Origin of the sequence: Sphingomonas adhaesiva (genome assembly GCF_036946305.1) — a bacterium.
Classification (GTDB): Bacteria; Pseudomonadota; Alphaproteobacteria; order Sphingomonadales; family Sphingomonadaceae; genus Sphingomonas; species Sphingomonas adhaesiva_B.
This window is the reverse complement of record NZ_JAQIJJ010000003.1, coordinates 293,135-310,814: the sequence shown is the minus strand read 5'-3', so window position 1 is coordinate 310,814 and position 17,680 is coordinate 293,135. Positions and strand designations below refer to the sequence as shown.

General features: G+C 69.5%; 18 protein-coding genes. 7 read left to right on the top strand and 11 right to left on the bottom strand.

Features of this window, described 5'->3' with window-relative positions:
- Nucleotides 1–110: 110 nt before the first annotated feature.
- The 3 genes from PGN14_RS04925 to petA are packed head-to-tail and all read right to left on the bottom strand — an operon-like array spanning nucleotide 111 to nucleotide 2,871.
- Nucleotides 111–953 carry a cytochrome c1 gene (locus PGN14_RS04925; protein WP_335298313.1) on the bottom strand — a complete coding sequence of 281 codons (843 nt, stop codon included), beginning with the start codon at nucleotides 951–953 and terminating at the stop codon, nucleotides 111–113.
- Nucleotides 954–986: 33 nt separating this feature from the next.
- Complete coding sequence (locus tag PGN14_RS04920) at nucleotides 987–2,273, bottom strand: cytochrome b (RefSeq protein WP_335298312.1); 1,287 nt, start codon at nucleotides 2,271–2,273, stop codon at nucleotides 987–989.
- A gap of 13 nt (nucleotides 2,274–2,286) precedes the next feature.
- Nucleotides 2,287–2,871 (bottom strand): ubiquinol-cytochrome c reductase iron-sulfur subunit, encoded by a 585-nt coding sequence (gene petA / locus PGN14_RS04915; protein WP_335298311.1) that lies wholly within the window; start codon nucleotides 2,869–2,871, stop codon nucleotides 2,287–2,289.
- A gap of 182 nt (nucleotides 2,872–3,053) precedes the next feature.
- Between petA and PGN14_RS04910 the strand changes: the two genes are divergently transcribed.
- The 3 genes from PGN14_RS04910 to PGN14_RS04900 are packed head-to-tail and all read left to right on the top strand — an operon-like array spanning nucleotide 3,054 to nucleotide 4,996.
- Entirely contained in the window at nucleotides 3,054–3,512 is a 459-nt protein-coding gene (locus PGN14_RS04910) for a tRNA (cytidine(34)-2'-O)-methyltransferase (protein WP_335298310.1), read from the top strand.
- A gap of 32 nt (nucleotides 3,513–3,544) precedes the next feature.
- A complete protein-coding gene (hemF, locus tag PGN14_RS04905) occupies nucleotides 3,545–4,381 on the top strand; it encodes an oxygen-dependent coproporphyrinogen oxidase (RefSeq protein WP_335298309.1) in 837 nt (278 codons plus the stop codon).
- A gap of 21 nt (nucleotides 4,382–4,402) precedes the next feature.
- Nucleotides 4,403–4,996 carry a GNAT family N-acetyltransferase gene (locus tag PGN14_RS04900; RefSeq protein ID WP_335298308.1) on the top strand — a complete coding sequence of 198 codons (594 nt, stop codon included), beginning with the start codon at nucleotides 4,403–4,405 and terminating at the stop codon, nucleotides 4,994–4,996.
- On the opposite strand, the gene PGN14_RS04895 is transcribed toward PGN14_RS04900, so the two are convergent.
- Nucleotides 4,966–5,703: a hypothetical protein gene (locus tag PGN14_RS04895; RefSeq protein WP_335298307.1), complete on the bottom strand. Its 738-nt coding sequence runs from the start codon at nucleotides 5,701–5,703 to the stop codon at nucleotides 4,966–4,968. The genes PGN14_RS04900 and PGN14_RS04895 overlap by 31 nt on opposite strands.
- The gene (locus PGN14_RS04890; protein ID WP_335298306.1) at nucleotides 5,700–6,506 is read right to left on the bottom strand and encodes a hypothetical protein; all 807 of its coding nucleotides are present in this window, start codon (nucleotides 6,504–6,506) and stop codon (nucleotides 5,700–5,702) included. The genes PGN14_RS04895 and PGN14_RS04890 overlap by 4 nt, the downstream gene beginning before the upstream one ends.
- Nucleotides 6,507–6,588: 82 nt before the next feature.
- Between PGN14_RS04890 and lipB the strand changes: the two genes are divergently transcribed.
- From lipB to PGN14_RS04875, 3 genes are all read left to right on the top strand, one after another.
- Nucleotides 6,589–7,254 (top strand): lipoyl(octanoyl) transferase LipB, encoded by a 666-nt coding sequence (gene lipB, locus PGN14_RS04885; protein ID WP_335298305.1) that lies wholly within the window; start codon nucleotides 6,589–6,591, stop codon nucleotides 7,252–7,254.
- A gap of 89 nt (nucleotides 7,255–7,343) precedes the next feature.
- Nucleotides 7,344–7,595, top strand: a complete 252-nt coding sequence (locus PGN14_RS04880; RefSeq protein ID WP_335298304.1) for a hypothetical protein — start codon at nucleotides 7,344–7,346, stop codon at nucleotides 7,593–7,595.
- 234 nt (nucleotides 7,596–7,829) lie between these two features.
- Nucleotides 7,830–8,534 carry a hypothetical protein gene (locus PGN14_RS04875; protein ID WP_443019455.1) on the top strand — a complete coding sequence of 235 codons (705 nt, stop codon included), beginning with the start codon at nucleotides 7,830–7,832 and terminating at the stop codon, nucleotides 8,532–8,534.
- A 130-nt stretch (nucleotides 8,535–8,664) separates the two neighbouring features.
- Here the strand turns inward: PGN14_RS04875 and queE are convergent, their stop codons facing one another.
- The 6 genes from queE to PGN14_RS04845 all read right to left on the bottom strand — a co-directional run bounded on the left by queE (nucleotide 8,665) and on the right by PGN14_RS04845 (nucleotide 15,921).
- Nucleotides 8,665–9,297, bottom strand: a complete 633-nt coding sequence (gene queE / locus PGN14_RS04870; protein ID WP_335298303.1) for a 7-carboxy-7-deazaguanine synthase — start codon at nucleotides 9,295–9,297, stop codon at nucleotides 8,665–8,667.
- Entirely contained in the window at nucleotides 9,294–9,992 is a 699-nt protein-coding gene (queC, locus tag PGN14_RS04865) for a 7-cyano-7-deazaguanine synthase QueC (RefSeq protein WP_335298302.1), read from the bottom strand. The genes queE and queC overlap by 4 nt, the downstream gene beginning before the upstream one ends.
- Before the next feature lie 606 nt (nucleotides 9,993–10,598).
- Nucleotides 10,599–11,396 (bottom strand): transglutaminase family protein, encoded by a 798-nt coding sequence (locus PGN14_RS04860; RefSeq protein WP_335298301.1) that lies wholly within the window; start codon nucleotides 11,394–11,396, stop codon nucleotides 10,599–10,601.
- A 19-nt stretch (nucleotides 11,397–11,415) separates the two neighbouring features.
- Nucleotides 11,416–12,354: an alpha-E domain-containing protein gene (locus tag PGN14_RS04855; protein ID WP_335298300.1), complete on the bottom strand. Its 939-nt coding sequence runs from the start codon at nucleotides 12,352–12,354 to the stop codon at nucleotides 11,416–11,418.
- Nucleotides 12,354–13,886 (bottom strand): circularly permuted type 2 ATP-grasp protein, encoded by a 1,533-nt coding sequence (locus PGN14_RS04850; RefSeq protein WP_335298299.1) that lies wholly within the window; start codon nucleotides 13,884–13,886, stop codon nucleotides 12,354–12,356. The genes PGN14_RS04855 and PGN14_RS04850 overlap by 1 nt, the downstream gene beginning before the upstream one ends.
- Nucleotides 13,887–13,956: 70 nt before the next feature.
- Nucleotides 13,957–15,921, bottom strand: a complete 1,965-nt coding sequence (locus PGN14_RS04845; RefSeq protein ID WP_335298298.1) for a protein-disulfide reductase DsbD family protein — start codon at nucleotides 15,919–15,921, stop codon at nucleotides 13,957–13,959.
- 89 nt (nucleotides 15,922–16,010) lie between these two features.
- Between PGN14_RS04845 and PGN14_RS04840 the strand changes: the two genes are divergently transcribed.
- Complete coding sequence (locus tag PGN14_RS04840) at nucleotides 16,011–17,666, top strand: alkaline phosphatase family protein (RefSeq protein ID WP_335298297.1); 1,656 nt, start codon at nucleotides 16,011–16,013, stop codon at nucleotides 17,664–17,666.
- The last annotated feature ends 14 nt before the right edge of the window (nucleotides 17,667–17,680 follow it).

Below are 17,680 nucleotides of genomic sequence, written 5' to 3'. Positions count from 1 at the left end.
TCGCCGCTTCATATCCGGTCAGCCATGTCGTCGGACGGGTCCGGCGCTGCCGGATCCGCCGCCCGACGTGGCAAGTCCTCACCTTGCCGACGCAAGGCGAGGCTGCCCGCTCAGTGCTTCACGTTCCGCCAGACGTTCTGGTACGCGCCCCAGGTCAGATAGACGAAGATCAGCAGGAAGATCACCGCCGCGAAGCCGGCCGCGTGGCGCGCCTCCAGGTTCGGCTCGGCGGTCCAGGTCAGGAAGGCGGCGACGTCGCGCGCCATCTGGTCCTTGGTGGCCTTCGTCCCGTCGCCATAGGTCACCTGACCGTCCGCGGTCAGCGGCGGCGGCATCGCGATGTTGAGGTTCGCGAAATACGGGTTGTAGTGCAGCCCGTTGGGCGTCTTTGCGTCCGGGAACTTGCGCAGCAGCTCGGCCGGCTGGTTGCGATAGCCGGTGATGAGCGCATGGACGTAGTTGGTGCCGTCATGACGCGCCTTGGTCATCAGCGACAGGTCGGGCGGCAGCGCGTTGTTGTTCGCGGCGCGTGCGGCGACCTCGTTGGCGAAGGGCAGCGGGAAGCGATCCGACGGCAGGTTCTTGCGCGTCGCGGCCTCGCCCGTCTCCGGGTTCACGCTCGGCTGCTCGATCACCCACTGGTTGGCGATCGCCTTCACCTCGGCCTCGGAATAGCCGATCTGCTGGAGGTCGCGGAACGACACATATTTCAGCGAGTGGCAGGCGGCGCAGACTTCCTTGTACACCTGGAAGCCGCGCTGCAGCTGCGCGCGATCGAACTTGCCGAAGAAGCCGTTCGACGACAGCCCGATGTTCTCGGGATGCAGGTGGAACTCATGCTCCGCGGTTTCGGGCGCCGGGTTCTGGATCGCGTCCTTCGCGGTGAAGAACAGCGCCAGTGCGAGGACGAAGACGAACCCCGCACCGATCACCAGTGAAATGAGACGAGCCATTGTTCTATCAGTCCCCTATTCGTCTCGTTTCGCTCAGTGCGCCAGCGCGGTCTGCGCGGGGCTGGTGCCGCCGTGCTTCGCCAGCACCGCCTCGGTGATCGAATTCGGCAGCGCGCGCGGGCGCTCCGACGCCGATACCAGCGGCAGGATGATGAGGAAGTGCGCGAAATAATAGCCCGCGGCGATCTGCCCCAGCATCACGTTGCGTGCGGTCGCCTCCGCCCCGCCGACATAGCCCAGCACCAGCACGTCGAAGAGCAGGGCGAGCAGGAACCAGCGATAGGTCGGGCGGTAATTGGCCGAGCGCACCGGCGAATTGTCGAGCCACGGCAGGAAGAACAGCAGCAGGATCGAGCCGAACATCGCCAGCACGCCCCACAGCTTCGCCGGCAGGATGAAGTCCGCGGTGAAGCTCTTCAGGATCGCGTAGAACGGCAGGAAGTACCATTCCGGCACGATGTGCGCGGGCGTCGAGAGCGGGTTCGCCTCGATATAATTGTCCGGGTGACCCAGCAGGTTCGGCGAGAAGAAGATCAGCAGCGCGAACACCAGGAAGAACACCGCGACGCCGACGCCGTCCTTGGCCGTGTAATACGGGTGGAACGGCACCGTGTCCTGCTCGCCCTTCACGTCGACGCCGGTCGGGTTGTTCGAGCCGGGGATGTGCAGCGCCCAGATGTGCAGGATGATGACGCCCGCGATCACGAACGGCAGCAGATAGTGGAGCGAGAAGAAGCGGTTCAGCGCGGCATTGTCCGGCGCGAACCCGCCCAGCAGCCACACGCGGATGGTGTCGCCGACCAGCGGGATCGCCGAGAAGAAGCCGGTGATGACCTGCGCGCCCCAGAACGACATCTGCCCCCAGGGCAGGACGTAGCCCATGAACGCCGTCGCCATCATCAGCAGGAAGATGACCACGCCGAGCAGCCACACCATCTCGCGCGGCGCCTTGTACGAGCCGTAATAGAGGCCGCGGCCGATGTGGATATAGACCACCAGCAGGAACATCGATGCGCCATTGGCGTGCGCATAGCGCAGGAACCAGCCCGCGTTGACGTCGCGCATGATGCTCTCGACCGAGCCGAACGCGACCCCGGCATTGGCGGCGAAATGCATCGCCAATACGACGCCGGTCACGATCTGGCACACCAGCGCCAGCCCGGCCAGCACGCCGAAGTTCCAGAAATAGTTGAGGTTGCGCGGCACCGGATAGCCCGCGCCGATGGCGTTATAGACGAGGCGCGGCAGCGGCAGCTTCTCGTCCATCCACCGCATCAGCGGCTGCTTCGGCTCATAATGCTTGGCCCAGGGAAAGCTCACGTCTCTATCTCCCTCAGCCGACCGTCACGACGGTGTCGGAATTGAAATTATACTCGGGCACGTGCAGGTTCTGCGGCGCCGGTCCCTGGCGGATGCGCCCCGCGGTGTCATAGGCCGAGCCGTGGCACGGGCAGAAATAGCCGCCGAACGGCCCCTTGTTCTCGCCCTCGCCCGCGCCCAGCGGCACGCAGCCCAGATGGGTGCAGACGCCCAGCGTGATCAGCCAGTTCTTCTTGCCCACCTTGGTGCGCTCCTCCAGCGTCTGCGGATCGCGCAGCGAGGAGACGTTGACCGCATCGGCCTCCGAAATCTCCTTGGGCGTCAGGTTGCGCACGAACAGCGGCTGCTTGCGGAAGCTGGCCTTGATCGCCTGGCCGGGCTGAATCTTCGAGATGTCGATCTCGGTGGTCGACAGCGCCAGCACGTCCGCGGACGGGTTCATCTGGTTGACCAGCGGCAGCACGATCGCGACCGCGCCGACGCCCGCGAAGGACACGGCGGCGATGTTGATGAAGTCGCGGCGACGCGGATCGTGCGGTTCCTCATGATAGGGCGCGGGATTCTCGCCCGGGGGAATCGTATTTTCTGCCGTCGCCATTCGCGTCAAACCTCTACCCGTTCCCATCACCGCCGGGGTGGTGCCGATGCCGTGATGACATGATGGCCCCCGCCGCAAGCCTGCCCGTCCCCACGGCGGCTCCGCGGCCTGATAGCCGTGCGATTGCGCGTTTGCCAACTGCATTTTGCGCGCAGGCCCGGCGGCGGGTAAGGCGCGGTGCCATGCGGATCGCCCTGTACCAGCCCGATATCGCCGGCAATGTCGGCACGCTGCTGCGGCTGGGCGCCTGCATGGGGGTGGCCGTCGACCTGATCGAACCGATGGGCTTCGCCTGGAGCGAGCGGGCACTGGCGCGCGCCGGGATGGACTATGCCGGGCGGGTCGAGGTGACGCGGCACGCCGACTGGGACGCGTTCGTGGCGGCGAGCCGCGGGCGAATCGTGCTGGGGACGACGACGGGCGCGATCCCCCTGCCCGCGGCGCGCTTTGCCGCGGACGACGTGCTGCTGCTGGGCAGCGAGGGGGCGGGGGTGCCCGATCACGTCCATGCCCGCGCCGACCTGCGCGTGCGCGTCCCGATGCGCAGCGGGCTGCGCTCGCTCAACGTTGCGGTGGCGGGCGCGATGATGCTGGGCGAGGCGCTGCGCCAGACGGGCGGGTGGGACGATCTGACCGATTGACCCGCCCGCGCCGGGGCGCGATGGCGGCGCGCATGGAGCTGGACACCCAACAAGCCCGCGCACGCGCCTGGTTCGAGGAACTGCGCGACCGGATCTGCGCCGAGTTCGAGGCGATCGAACGCGAGGCGGGATCGGACGCCGCCTTCGTCTATACCCCGTGGGACCGGGCCGACGCCTCGGGCGATGGCGGCGGCGGCGTGCGCGGCGTGATGAAGGGGCGCGTGTTCGAGAAGGTCGGCGTCAACGTCTCCACCGTCGGCGGCGCGTTCGAGGGGGAGTTCGCCAAGACGATCCACGGCGCGGGCGACGATCCCCGCTTCTTCGCCACCGGGATCAGCCTGGTCGCGCACATGGCCAATCCGCATGTCCCCGCGGTGCACATGAACACGCGCTTCCTGGTGACGACGAAACGGTGGTTCGGCGGCGGTGCGGACCTCAACCCGCCGCTGCCGGTCGCGACGGACACCGACGAGTTCCATGCCGTGCTGAAGCAGGCGTGCGACGCGCATGACGCCGGCCATTATCCGCGGTTCAAGCAATGGGCCGACGACTATTTCTACATCCCGCACCGGCAGGTGCATCGCGGCGTCGGCGGCATCTTCTACGATCATCTGGAGGGCGATTTCGACGCCGATTTCGCCTTCACGCAGGATGTCGGGCGCGCCTTCCTGGACGTGTACCCCCGCATCGTGCGGCGGCGGATGGACCGGCCGTTCACCGACGCCGACGTGGCGCAGCAGCGCGCGTGGCGCGGGCGCTATGCCGAGTTCAACCTCGTCTATGACCGCGGCACGCTGTTCGGGCTGAAGACCGGAGGCAATATCGACGCGATCCTGATGAGCCTGCCGCCGGTGGCGACGTGGGAGTGACATGATGGGGGGACTGAGCCCATGGGCCTGACAGGCGTCCCCGACGATCATGTCGCGACGATCGTCACCACGCTGGAGATGACGCAGCGTCCGGCGCTGCGCGCGATGCCGGAGGCACCGCTGCGGCTGGTGCGCTGGCCGCTGCCCAAGCCGGGCAAGTATCGCGCCCTGTTCGCACGCGTCGGCGCGCCGTGGCTGTGGTTCTCGCGGTTGGCGATGGACGAGGCGGCGCTGACCGCGATCATCCACGACGCCCGCGTCCAGGTGTTCGCGGCGGTGGATCGCGCCGGGGTCGAGGTGGGGATGCTGGAGCTGGACTTCCGCACCCCCGGCGCGTGCGAGATCGGCTATTTCGCGCTGGTGCCGGAACTGGCCGGGCGCGGCCATGGACGCTGGCTGATGGCGCAGGCGCTGGCGCATGGCTGGACGAAGGAGGTGTCGCGGGTGTGGCTGCACACCTGCACGCTCGACCATCCGTCCGCGCTCAATTTCTATCGCGCGCAGGGGTTCGTCGCGACGAAGCGGACGGTGGAGACCTTCCCCGACCCGCGCCTGCTGGGCCTGCTGCCCGGGGATGCCGCGCCTCAGGTGCCGCTGCTGACGCGCAGCCGGTAGAAGACCGCGCCGACCAGCAAGGTGGCGATCGCATAGGCGGCGCCCACCCCCGCCACGCCCGCGTCGACCAGCGCGAGCAGCAGCGGGTTGCCGTGCGCCGGTGCGCGCAGCCATTCGTCCGCCGACATCAACGGCACGACGACGATCCATTGCAGCAGGAACAGCGTGACCAGCGCACCGGTGATCGCCCAGCCGTGACCGCGCGTCATCGCCGCGCTGACGCGGATCGCCTGCCACGCGCCGATGTCGTGGCGGCGCGCCAGCACCGGGACGCTCGCGACCAGCCGCGCCTGGATATAGAGGCCGGGCAGCACGAACAGCCACAGCCCCAGCCCGACCGGCAGCGCGACGATCAGGCTGGCGAGCAGGAACGGCCACAGCCGCACCGCCGCCAGCCGCAACGCCCCCTGCGTCGTCGGGCGATCGGGCGCGAGCAGCAGCAGCGCGATCGCCGCCGCGCCATAGATGCCGATCAGGTCCGCGGCGAGGAACCACAGGCCATAGCTCTGTCCCCAGGCGCTGACCGCGTCGATCCACGCGGTCATCGTCGCCTCGTCGCGCGTCGCGGGCAGCGCGGGGATCGGATCGCACAGCAGCAGCGCGGCGAAGGACGGCAGGAACACCAGCGCCCCGCCCAATGCGGTGACGGTGTCGGCGCTGCGCCGGAACATCCGCCAAGCGGCGGCGAGCAATGTGGCGAAGGTCATGCCGCCATGTCGCGCGCGGCGACGTAGAAGCGCGCCGCGAACACGCCCTGCAACACCGCGGTGCCCGCGCTGACCAGCCCGCCGACGATCGCGATGGCGACCGTGGCCGCCCCCTGCCCCAGCAGCAGCCGCGCGACGACGCCGGTCACCGACGTGGCCGCCGCGCTCGCCACCCCGACGACGATGACGTAGAGCAGCGCCACGCCGACCAGTCGCAACCCGGCGCCGCGCGTCAGCGCGACGCTGCGTCGCAGCGCGCCGAGCGACAGTGGCTCGTTGGCGATCACGGGGATGACCAGCAGCAAGCGCGCACTCGCCCACAGCGCCACCACGCCGAGCAGGAGCGACAGCAGCGTCACGCCCCCCAGCCCCGCGGTGGACGCCGCGCGCAGGTCGAGCGCGCCGCTCGCCTCGTCGATGCGCAGCCCCGACGCCGCCGCCGCGAACGCCAGCGGGATCAGCGCGACCGCGAACAGCAGCCCGATCGCGATCGTCGCCAGCAGGCCGGCGCCCAGCCGGCGCCAGCCGATCGCCTGCGCGTGCGAACGGTCGGTCGCCGGGTCGCTCGCCACCGCGGCGATGCCGAGCAGCGCGACGACCACCAGCGCCAGCTGCGCCAGCGAGAGCAGCGCGCCGAGCCCCGCGGGCAGCGCGCCGCCGTTCGCCAGCGCCAGCACGGCCGGCACCACCGCGGGCAGGATGAGATAGATCGCTGCCAGCGTCGCCAGGATGCCGGCGCGTCCGCGCAGCACCTCGACGGAGGAATCCCACACCGCCCCGATCCGCACCCGTCGCGCGCTCATGTCCGTCTCTCCGTCACCGTGTGGCGCCTAGCCTTCCCCGCCGCGCTTGCCAATCGCCGCCGGCGGTCGCATCTGATGCCCCGTGCAGGGACCGGACGGGATCGAGTGGCGCGTGTCGCCGGGGCTGACCGATTATGCGGCGGCGCTCCAGGAGATGGAGGCGCGCGCCGGCGCGGTCGCGGCGGGTGATGCGCGCGAGCTGATCTGGCTGCTGGAACATCCCCCCGTCTATACCGCGGGCACCAGCGCGGACCCGAGCGAACTGGTCGACGCGCGCTTCCCGGTGGTGCCGGCGGGGCGCGGCGGCAAATACACCTATCATGGGCCGGGGCAGCGCGTCGGCTATCTGGTGCTCGACCTCAATCGCCGCGGGCGCGACGTGCGCTGCTTCGTCCATGCGGTGGAAGGCTGGGTGATCGCAGCATTGGCGCGGATCGGCATCGCGGCGTTCCGCGCCCCCGGCCGGATCGGCATCTGGACGATCGACGCCGCCGGGCAGGAGGCGAAGATCGGCGCGATCGGCATCCGCGTGCGGCGCTGGGTGACGCTGCACGGCTTCTCGGTCAACCTGTCGCCCAACCTCGCTGACTTTGGCGGGATCGTGCCGTGCGGGATCGCCGAATATCCCGTCACCAGCGCGCAAGCGATTGGAAAACCGTGCGACCATGCAACCTTCGACGCGGCGCTGGCGTTCACCGCCTCGGCATTCCTCGATAGCCTGACTTGTGCAGGTGAAATCGAGGCTTGAGGGTCCGGTCATCTACGATTAACGTTCACGTCGATTTGGGCTGAAGGGCCGCAACGGGTCACCAAATCCACAGTCTAGGGAGCAATTTCATGCGTGCAGTCATCACCAAGGTCCTGGCTAGCTCGGCACTCGCAGCGGCGGCGCTCGCCGTGTCGGCGTGCGGTTCGAAGACCGAAACCAGCGAGAACACCATGATCACCGACATGAACGCCACCGAGGGCATGGACACCATGACCGACAACATGACCGCCGTCGACGGCAGCATGAACGGCGGCATGATGGCCAACGACACCATGATGGGCAACGACATGATGATGTCGAACATGTCGAACGCGATGTAATCTGCCGCACGGCGATTGTATCCGAAGGGGCCGTCCGGGCGACCGGGCGGCCCCTTCTCTTTGGCGCTGCGCACACCGCGATCGTTACGGAAACCCACCGTTTTCCGCGAGGTTGGCGCGGCGAACCGAGTCCGTGACGCGACAGAATTGCGTGGTGGCGGGGCGCCTTTTGCCGTAAGGAGGCGTCCCGTGGGAGAGACGGGGCGGCGGTGCCGCGGCGAGGAGTTTCGGGGAATGCGTACAACGGGGTACGTCGGCATGATGGGCCGGCGGGTGGCGGGCGTCCTGCTGGCAGGCGCGACGATGGTGGCGGCGGTTCCGGCGTCGGCGCAATTCTTCTTCAAGTCCAAGGACCTGAGCGGCGACGTGGTGACGGGGGCCGAACCCGGCATCGGCCAGCCGCTGCCCGGCGCGACGCCGGCGGAGCTGCGCGCGGGCGTGGTGTGGAACATGCGCGCGGCGCTGAACGTCGCGGCGCTGCAATGCCAGTTCGAGCCGACGCTGCTGACCGTCACCAATTACAATGCGATCCTGACCGATCACAAGGCGGAGCTGGCGTCGTCGTTCGACACGCTGACCAAATATTTCCTGCGCATGGCCAAGACCAAGCGCGACGGACAGATGGCGCTCGACCAGTTCGGCACGCGCACCTATTCGGGCTTTGCCACGGTCGCGGCGCAATATGGCTTCTGCACCACCGCGGGGCGGATCGGGCGCGAGGCGCTGTATGCGTCGCGCGGCGGCTTCGGCGATCTGGCGCTGGGGCGGATGCGCGAGCTGCGCAACAGCCTGACGCCATGGGGCGAGCAGCAATTCCCGCGCGCCCAGATCATGCCCGCCGCGCTGCCGCGGTTCGACAAGGCATGCTGGAAGAAGGACGAGTTCGACACGCGCAAGTGCGGCGAGCCGATCGTCCCGATCGTCTACGCGGCGCGGTGATTTTCTGAGAAGCCCCTCCCCTTCAGGGGAGGGGTTGGGGTGGGGCAGTCACGAGCCACAGGCGCCGGTCTCGGTGAGACACTCCCCACCCCCGACCCCTCCCCTGAAGGGGAGGGGCTTTATGCACCGACTACCGCAACCCCAGCATCTTGTGCGTCTGGAGCGACAGGCGCCACCGCGGCCGCTCCATCACCAGCGCCATCGCCGCGTCGACATTGGCCTGTCCCCGCGCATCGTCCATCGGTTGCAGCAGGAAGTTGGCAAACTCCCACCCCTCGATCGCGTCGAGGTCGGTGCCCGGCTGCGGCCAGACCAGCTTCAGTTCGTCGCCGCGGCGCTGCACCACCTCGCTGCCCGCCTTGGGGCTGATGCAAACCCAGTCGATCCCGTGATGCACCGGCAGCGTCCCGTTGCTCTCGATCGCGATCGTGAAGCCGGCGGCATGGAGCGCATCGACCAGCGCATCGTCGACCTGGAGCATCGGCTCGCCCCCGGTCAGCACGACGAAGCGCCGCTCGACCCCGGCGCCCCAGAAGGCCGCCGCCGCCGCCGCCAGCGCACCGGCATCGGCGAACTTGCCGCCGCCCAGCCCGTCGGTGCCGACGAAATCGGTGTCGCAGAAGCGGCACATCGCGGTCGCGCGGTCCTGTTCGCGTCCCGACCACAGGTTGCATCCCGCGAACCGCACGAACACCGCCCGCCGCCCGGCCTGCGCGCCCTCCCCCTGGAGCGTCAGGAACATCTCCTTGACGGCATAGGTCATGGCGCGGGCGGGGCGACCGCGTAATCGGTGGGGTCCGCGACGCCCGCCTCGACGAAGCCCTTGTGGCGCAGGCGGCAGCTGTCGCATAGCCCGCAATGCTTCGCGCCGGGCGCCGGATCGTAGCACGACCAGCTCAGCCCGAGGTTCAGGCCCAGCCGCGTGCCCTCGCGCACGATATCGGCCTTGGTCATGTGCTGGAGCGGCGCGCGCAGGCGGAACGGCTCGCCTTCGACCCCGGCCTTGGTGGCCAGCTCCGCCAGCCCCTCGAACGCGGCGATGAACTCGGGCCGGCAATCGGGATAACCGGAATAATCGAGCGCGTTGACGCCCAGGTACAGGTCGCGCGCGCCCGCCGCCTCCGCCCAGCCCAGCGCCAGGCTGAGGAAGATCGTATTGCGCGCGGGCACATAGGTGACCGGGATGGCCGCGCCGACGCCCTCCTTGGGCACCGCGATCGTCGCATCGGTCAGCGCGGAGCCGCCGAACGCGGACAGGTCGATCGGCAGCACGACGTGCCGCTCGGCCCCCAGCGCATGCGCGACGCGGCGCGCGGCGGCGAGTTCGATATGGTGGCGCTGGTTATAGTCGACCGACAAGGCGAGCAGCGGATGCCCGGCCTCGCGTGCCAGCGCGGCGGACACCATCGAATCGAGCCCGCCGGAGACCAGCGCGACCGCGGGAGTGAGGCGTGTCATGATGGCGCGCAGCTAGGCCTTGTCGCGCGACGGCGCAACCCGCAGGCGCCGCAACGAAAAGCGGCGGGACGCCCCGTCGGGCATCCCGCCAGTTCGCTTGACCAGTCAAGCAGGGAGAAAACGTGCCCAAGGAGAACACCCGATCCTTATGACGGGGAAAGGTTAAGGCGAAGATAACGCGCCTCTTTTGCGCGACACGCCAGCGCACATTTCTTGGCCGCCACCCCGGACTAGTTCGGTGCTTGTTCCCTTCGAACAAGGATTCTTCCTACCACCCCGGCGAAGGCCGGGGTCCAGTCGGGGAACAGGAATTGGCGAACGCTGTACGTCGTCACCGCGACCTTCGCGACTGGACCCCGGCCTTCGCCGGGGAGGCGTACTTGTCTGAAGGGGACAAGCACTGACTTGTTCCGGGGTCCACTGTTCCGCGGACCCAAGCGCCCGTGGGTGTGCGGAAGGGTGGATGCCGGAACAGGTCCGGCATGACGGAGAGGGCTTCGAAGATCCCGCCTTGAGCCGGGGTCAAGCTTTCCGGCAACCGTCGAGAGAAGCGGGACCCCGGGTCGAGCCCGGGGTGACGCAAGATCGGTCGTGCCCGCCCACGCGCTATTGCGCGCTGACCTGCACCTCGACGTCCAGTTCTTCCTCGCCTTCGCCGAGCCGCGATCCCGCCACCGGCGACGAACCGGCGGCGTCGAGCGCGACCGCGACGCGGACGTGATGTTCCTCCGGCGACAGGCCCAGCATCGGATCGAACCCGACCCAGCCCAGCCCGTCGACCCAGGCATCGGCCCAGCCGTGCGCAGTGGCGCGGCGGCCGTCCTCCAGATCGCAATAGCCGGTGACGTAGCGCGCCGGCACGCCCAGCACGCGCGCGCAGGCGACGAACATCTGGGCGAGGTCGCGCGCGGTCGCCTCCTCGCGCGCGAACGCCTGCGCCGCGGTCAGCCCCGCTTCGGGCCGCGCGGTCGAACGCGCGAAGCGACGGCGCAGCGCGTCGTTGATCGCGTGCAGCCCGGCCAGCGGGACGCGCGCACCCATGATGTCTCCCGCGAACCGTTCCAGCGCCTCGTCCGCCAGCGTCGCCGGGGTGGTGCGCAGGTACAAGGCGGGGGGCAGCGGCTCGAACGTGCCGTGGAGGATGCCGTCGGAATGGCTGGTCACCACCTCTCCGGTCACCGCGATCTCGATCCGCTCCAGCGGCCCTTCGGCGTAGAGCATCGTGGTCAAATTGCCGAAGCCGTCGCGATGCTGGCGCAGCCGCGCGTCGCAATCGACCGAGATGTGCCATTCCGCCACCGTCTGGTCGTGGGTGTTGGGCGGCGTCATCCGCAGCAGCTGGACGATGCGGCCCTGCGGCGCGGTGAAGCGATAGGTGGTGCGATGATCGATCGACAGGCGCATCAGTTACGGAACTTGATCATTAGTGATGGAACTTGAACTGGCGACCGATCGCCTCGTGGAGCAGCGCATTCTCCGCGATCAGCGCCTGGAGATGCTGGTGCAGCCCGGCGGCGATGACGTCGCCGGTGCGCGTCTTCACCACGCGCGCCTGCCGCGTGCGCGCCATCCGGTCCGCCTCGCCCTGCATCCCGCTGGAGCGCGCCAGCGCGGTCAGCACCGCCACCGTCTCCTCGGTGGAGGCGGCCAGGCTGCGCGGCAGTTCGGCGCGGCTGAGCAGCAGGTCGATCACGTTCGCGGGCTTCAACCCCTCGTTGTACAACCAGCGATAGGCGGTGACGGCGGACACCGTCTGCAGGATCGTGGTCCATTGGTCGCGATCGACGGTGCCGCCGACGCGCTCCCCTTCGGGTAGCAGGATGTGATACTTCACGTCCAGCAGGCGGGCGGTATTGTCGGTCCGCTCCAGCGCCTGTCCCAGCCGGATGAACAGCGTCGTCTGGTTGCGCAGCATGCGGTGCAGCGCGCCCTCGAACCCGCGCGTTTCCGCCTTCACCGCATCCATGATCGCCAGCGTCGCGGTGGGATCGAGCCGGCTCATCCGCTGATCGAAGATCAGCCAGGCGCTGTTGATCGCCTGCCACGCCTCCCGGCTAAGCGCGGTGCGCACCGCACGCGCATTGTCGCGCGCCATCGCCAGGCTGCGCAGGATCGAACCGGGGTTGGTCGCATCGCCGATCAGGAATCGCGCGACCGTCTCCCGCGACAGGTCCGTCCCGCGCGCGGCGAAGCCGGCATCGGTGTCGGTGACGGTCAGCGCGGAGCGCCACGCATCCTCGCCGGCGGAGCGCGTCGACAGCACGTCGAGGCGCAGCGTCGCCTCCACCAGCCGCGCGATGAAATCGGCGCGCTCGATATACCGGCCCAACCAGTAGAGCGAGGAGGCGGTGCGGCTGAGCATCAGGAAGCCCCCCCTTCGCCGATCGTCTGGGACATCGCCGACAGACCGCCGATCCCCGCCATCCCCTGCGTCATGCCGGGCATGGTCTGGGTCATGCCCGAACAGGGCTCCATCAGCACGAAACTGTCCTTGGTCCCGCCACCCTGCGACGAATTGACCACCAGCGACCCTTCGCGCAGCGCCACGCGGGTCAGCCCGCCGGGCACCACACGCACGCCCTGCGACCCCGTCAGCACGAACGGGCGGAAATCGACATGGCGTGGGCACAGCCCGCTGTCGGCGAGCGTCGGGACGGTCGACAGCGCCAGCGTCGGCTGCGCGATATAACGCTGCGGCTCGGCGATCAGCGCGGCGCGGAATACCTCCACCTCCGCCTTGGATGCGGTGGGGCCGACCAGCATGCCATAGCCGCCCGACCCGTCGACCAGCTTGACCACCAATTGGTCGAGGTGATCGAGCACGTATTTGAGCGCCTGCGGCTCGCGGCAGCGATAGGTCTCGACATTGGGCAGCCGGGGCTCGCCACCCGAGTAGAATTTCACGATCTCCGGCATGTAGCTGTAGATCGCCTTGTCGTCGGCGATGCCGTTGCCCGGCGCGTTGATGATCGCGACATTGCCCGCGGCATAGGCCGCGATCAGCCCCGGCACGCCCAGCAGCGAATCCGGGCGAAAGACCAGCGGATCGAGGAAGTCGTCGTCGACGCGGCGATAGATCACGTCCACCTTCACGCGCCCGGCGATGGTGCGCATATAGACGACGTCGTCGTCGACCACGAGGTCCGCCGCCTCGACCAGCTCGATCCCCATCGAATCGGCGAGGAAACTGTGCTCGTAATAGGCAGAGTTATAATGTCCGGGCGTCAGCACGACGCAGGTCGGGTTCTGCACCGCGCCGCGCGGCGCGACCGAGCGCATCGTCTCCAGCAGCATGTCGGGGTAGCTGTCGACCGCGGCGACGCGGAACTTGGAGAACAGCTCCGGGCACAGCCGCACCATCGCCTCGCGGTTTTCCAGCATGTAGCTGACGCCGCTGGGCGTGCGGGCATTGTCCTCCAGCACGTAGAATTCGTCCGGCCCGGTGCGGACCAGATCGATCCCGCAGATATGCGCCCACACGTCGTGCGGCGGGCGGATGCCTGCGATCTCCGGACGGAACTGCGCATTGCCCAGGATCAGGTCGGGCGGCAGGATGCCTTCCTTCAGGATGCGGCGCTCGCCATAGATGTCGACCAGGAAGGCGTTGATCGCCTCGACCCGCTGGATCAGCCCTTGCGACAATCGCGACCATTCGTCGGCCAGGAACACGCGCGGCACGATGTCGAACGGGATGATGCGCTCGCCCGCCTCGCTCTCGCCATAGACGGCGAAGGTGATGCCGAGCTGGCGGAAGGTGGTTTCGGCCGAATGCTGTCGTCGTCGCAGTTCGTCGGGCGGCGTTTCGCTCAGCCAGCGGTGCAGCTCCGCCAGTTGCGATCGGGTGCCACCGCCGTCCGGCGCCCCCATGACCTCGTCGAACGCCTGTGTCCCCATCGGTCCCCGTAACGCTCATGTTGCGATTCCGCCGCATGCTGCGTCACATTGCTGCGCTGCACAAGCGCGATTAACGAAGATCGGCGAGCATCGCCGGGGTGAGGACCTGCGGCAGCACGCGCGGCTCGGCCGCGCCGGGGGGATAGAAGAGGTACAGCGGCACGCCCGCGCGGTTATGGCGCTCGATGAAGCGGCCCAGCACCGGGTCGCCGTCGGTCCAGTCGCCGACCAGCACCGCCACCTTGTTGCGGCGGAAGGCGTCGGCGGCGGTGGCGGTCTCGATCGCGGCCTTCTCGTTCACCTTGCACGTCAGGCACCAGTCGGCAGTGAAATAGGCGAGGACCGGGCGACCCTGCGCGCGGAGCGCGGCAAGCCGCGCCTCGCCGAACGGCTCGGTCCCGGCGAGCGCGACCGTTTCCTTGGCGGCGGGGCGGATCGTCGCGACGGCGGCGGTCGCCAGCGCCGCGCCTGCCAGCGCGACCCAGCCAGCCCGTGCCACGCCCGCCAGCTGCCGCCGCCCCGCGATCCACAGCGCCAGCGCCAGCAGCAGCGCGGCGGCGAGGCCCAGCGTCATCCCGTCCACCCCGGCCTGCCGCCCCAATACCCAGGCGAGCGCCAGCGCGGTCAGGAACATCGGCACCGACAGGATGCGCCGCACGCGCCCCATCCATGCCCCCGGTTTGGGCAGCCGCCGGCGCAGCGCGGGGACGAAGCCGATGGCGAGGAACGGCAATGCGATCCCCAGCCCCAGCCCCGCGAACACCAGCATCGCCGCGGCGGCGGGCAGCACCAGCGCCGCCCCCATTGCGCCGGCCATGAACGGCCCGGTACACGGCGTCGCGACGAAGGCGGCGAGCGCGCCGGTCATGAACGCGCCGGTCGCCCCGCCCTTCCCCGCGAACTGCGGCGTCGGCAGCTCGAACAGCCCGGCGAGGTTGAGCGCGATCGCGACCGTGACCAGCAGCAGCACGCCGATGACGCGCGGATCCTGCAACTGGAACGCCCAGCCGACGCTCGCCCCGCCCGCGCGCAGCCCCAGCAGCAGCGCGCCGAGCGCGACACATACCGCGATGACGCCCGCGGCATAGGCCAGCGCCTCGCCCCGCGCATGGCGCTCGCTCTCACCCGAGCGCGCGAGGCCGAGCGCCTTGAGGCTGAGGATCGGGAAGACGCACGGCATGACGTTGAGCAGCACGCCGCCCAGCACCGCGCCCGCGAACGCCAGCAGCGCCGCCTGCCAGTCGGTGCCGGTACGCGGCGGCGCCACCTCGCCCGGCTGCGCGACGATCGAGAGGCCGCGCCCCCCGCCCGTCGCCAGCACGCCCGCGATCGTGCCGGTCGCGGGTGTGGCCGCGCCCTTCGTCTCGATGACGAGGCGGTCGCCGTCGCGCGTCACCGTCTGCGGCGCGGGGTAATCGGTCGCGCCCGCGGCGGCGGGATAGAAATACGCCTCGCCCAGCGCCGCATCGCGCGGATAGGGCACCGACAGGCGGAAACGGTCGCCCGCGCGCTGCCATGTCGCGGCGGCATCGAGCGGGCGCGGCAGCGCGGTGCGCCATGCGTCGAAACGCGCGCGCGTGGCGGGCGCCACCGCGCCGTCGCCCACGGTCAGCACGGTCGACAGCGTCCGCGTCTCGGGCACGCAGATCTCGGTGGTGCAGACGAGATAGTCGAGTCTGGCGCTGATCGGCAGCCGCGTGCCGGGCGCGAGGCCAGCGGGCAGCGCGAGCCGCGTCAGCAGCGCCCACGGCTTTTCATAGACATGGTTCATCAACCCCGCGACGATCAGCCGCTGCGGCACCGGATAGTCGAGCGGCGCGGCGGTGACGCCGGCAGGCAGCGTCCAGGCGACGCGCGTCTCGACACCCGCGTCGCCGGGGTTCTTCCAATAGCCGTGCCAGCCCGGCTGCGGCGTCGCGGCGAACGCCAGCGCCACCTCGCGCCCCGCGGCGGGGGTCGTGCTTTCGGCGACCAGCTCGATCGCGACATGGCGCGACTGCTGCGCGGCCGCGGGCAGCGCCAGACAGGCTGTCATGAGGATGAAAAGCGCCGCGCGCACAGCTTGCCTGACCATCATCCACGGCTCATAGCCGCAACCGCTTCCTCTTGCATCAGGCCCGCCCCATGAAAGCGCTTCTCGCCGCCGCCCTGCTGACCCCTCCTTTGCTGACCAGCGTAGCCGCCCCCGCGCTGGCGCAGACGGCACCCGCACCTGCCGCTCCGGTGGCACCGCGTACTCCGCCGAAGCTGATCGTCGCGATCTCGGTCGATCAATTCTCGGCCGACCTGTTCGCGCAATATCGTAATCGCTTCAGCGACGGCATGGCGCGGCTGGCCGGCGGCGTGGTGTTCCCCGCCGGCTATCAGAGCCATGCCGCGACCGAGACGTGCCCGGGCCATTCGACGATCCTGACCGGCATGCGCCCCGCGCATACCGGGATCATCGCCAATAGCTGGATCGACCAGAAGGCCGGGCGCGCCGACAAGACCGTCTATTGCGCGGAGGACGAGCGCGTCGCGGGCAGCGACCACGACAATTACATGCCGAGCGACCTGCACCTGAAGGTGCCGACGCTGGGCGACATGATGAAGCGCGCCAATCCGCAGGCGCGCGTCGTCGCGGTGGCGGGGAAGGACCGCGCCGCGATCATGATGGGCGGGCACAATACCGACCAGATGTGGTTCTGGGGCGGCCAGCGCTTCATCTCGCTCGCCGGGCGCAAGGAGACGCCGGTCGTCACCCGCGCCAATGCCGCGGTCGCCGCGCTGCTCGCCGCACCGCAGGCGGCACTGCCGCTGCCGGGCTATTGCAAGGCGCTGTCGCAGCCGATCGCGGTCGGCGAGCAGACGCTGGGCACCGGCCGGTTCGAACGCGCGGCGGGCGACGCCAAGGCGTTCCGCGCCTCGCCCGCGCTGGACGGCGCGGTCTTCGCGCTGGCCGCCGGGCTGATCCAGGACATGAAGCTGGGGCAGGGCCCGGCCACCGATCTGATCGCGATCGGCGCGTCGGCGACCGACTATATCGGTCATTCGCGTGGCACGCAGGGGTCCGAGATGTGCATCCAGATGGACCAGCTCGACCAGACGATCGGCGCGTTCCTGGCGCAGCTCGACGCGTGGAACATCGATTACGAGGTGATGCTGACCGCCGATCACGGCGCGCACGACATGACCGAGCGACAGCAGCAGCGCGCGATGCCGATGGAGACGCACCTCGATCCCGCCGCCGTGGCGAAGGGCGTCGGCGCGGCGATCGGGCAGGAACTGGGGGTGAGCGGCGCGGTCCTGCTGGGCGGCGCGGAGGGCGACATCTATGTCGCCGATACCGTGCCCGCGGCGCGGCGCGACGCGGTGCTCGCCGCCGCCAAGCGCCGCTACCAGGCGATGCCGCAGATCGCCGCCGCCTATACCGGCGCGGAGATCATGGCGACGCCGATGGCGACCACCCCGCCGGAGAGCTGGACGCTGCTGGAACGCACGCGCGCGTCGTACATGGCGGGGCGCTCGGGCGACCTGATCGTGCTGACCCGCCCGCGCGTCACCTCGATCATCGCGCCCGCGCCTTATTATGTCGAGACGCACGGCAGCCCGTGGGACTACGACCGCCGCGTGCCGATCCTGTTCTGGCGCAAGGGGATGACCGGGTTCGAACAGCCGCTGTCGGTCGAGACGGTCGACATCGCGCCGACACTGGCGGCGACGATCGGACTGCCGGTGTCGGGGCTGGACGGGCGGTGCCTCGATCTGGACGCCGGGGCCGGGGATACGTGCGCGCGGTAAGGTGCGCGGGGTAG

Coding starts and splice junctions, on each gene's coding strand:
- PGN14_RS04925 (WP_335298313.1), bottom strand. CDS start 953: ATGGCTCGTCTCATTTCACTGGTGATCGGTGCGGGGTTCGTCTTCGTC.
- PGN14_RS04850 (WP_335298299.1), bottom strand. CDS start 13,886: ATGGGGACACAGGCGTTCGACGAGGTCATGGGGGCGCCGGACGGCGGT.
- PGN14_RS04845 (WP_335298298.1), bottom strand. CDS start 15,921: ATGACAGCCTGTCTGGCGCTGCCCGCGGCCGCGCAGCAGTCGCGCCAT.
- petA (WP_335298311.1), bottom strand. CDS start 2,871: ATGGCGACGGCAGAAAATACGATTCCCCCGGGCGAGAATCCCGCGCCC.
- hemF (WP_335298309.1), top strand. CDS start 3,545: ATGGAGCTGGACACCCAACAAGCCCGCGCACGCGCCTGGTTCGAGGAA.
- PGN14_RS04860 (WP_335298301.1), bottom strand. CDS start 11,396: ATGCGCCTGTCGATCGATCATCGCACCACCTATCGCTTCACCGCGCCG.
- PGN14_RS04880 (WP_335298304.1), top strand. CDS start 7,344: ATGCGTGCAGTCATCACCAAGGTCCTGGCTAGCTCGGCACTCGCAGCG.
- PGN14_RS04890 (WP_335298306.1), bottom strand. CDS start 6,506: ATGAGCGCGCGACGGGTGCGGATCGGGGCGGTGTGGGATTCCTCCGTC.
- PGN14_RS04855 (WP_335298300.1), bottom strand. CDS start 12,354: ATGCTCAGCCGCACCGCCTCCTCGCTCTACTGGTTGGGCCGGTATATC.
- PGN14_RS04840 (WP_335298297.1), top strand. CDS start 16,011: ATGAAAGCGCTTCTCGCCGCCGCCCTGCTGACCCCTCCTTTGCTGACC.
- PGN14_RS04895 (WP_335298307.1), bottom strand. CDS start 5,703: ATGACCTTCGCCACATTGCTCGCCGCCGCTTGGCGGATGTTCCGGCGC.
- PGN14_RS04900 (WP_335298308.1), top strand. CDS start 4,403: ATGGGCCTGACAGGCGTCCCCGACGATCATGTCGCGACGATCGTCACC.
- PGN14_RS04910 (WP_335298310.1), top strand. CDS start 3,054: ATGCGGATCGCCCTGTACCAGCCCGATATCGCCGGCAATGTCGGCACG.
- PGN14_RS04875 (WP_443019455.1), top strand. CDS start 7,830: ATGCGTACAACGGGGTACGTCGGCATGATGGGCCGGCGGGTGGCGGGC.
- queC (WP_335298302.1), bottom strand. CDS start 9,992: ATGACACGCCTCACTCCCGCGGTCGCGCTGGTCTCCGGCGGGCTCGAT.
- queE (WP_335298303.1), bottom strand. CDS start 9,297: ATGACCTATGCCGTCAAGGAGATGTTCCTGACGCTCCAGGGGGAGGGC.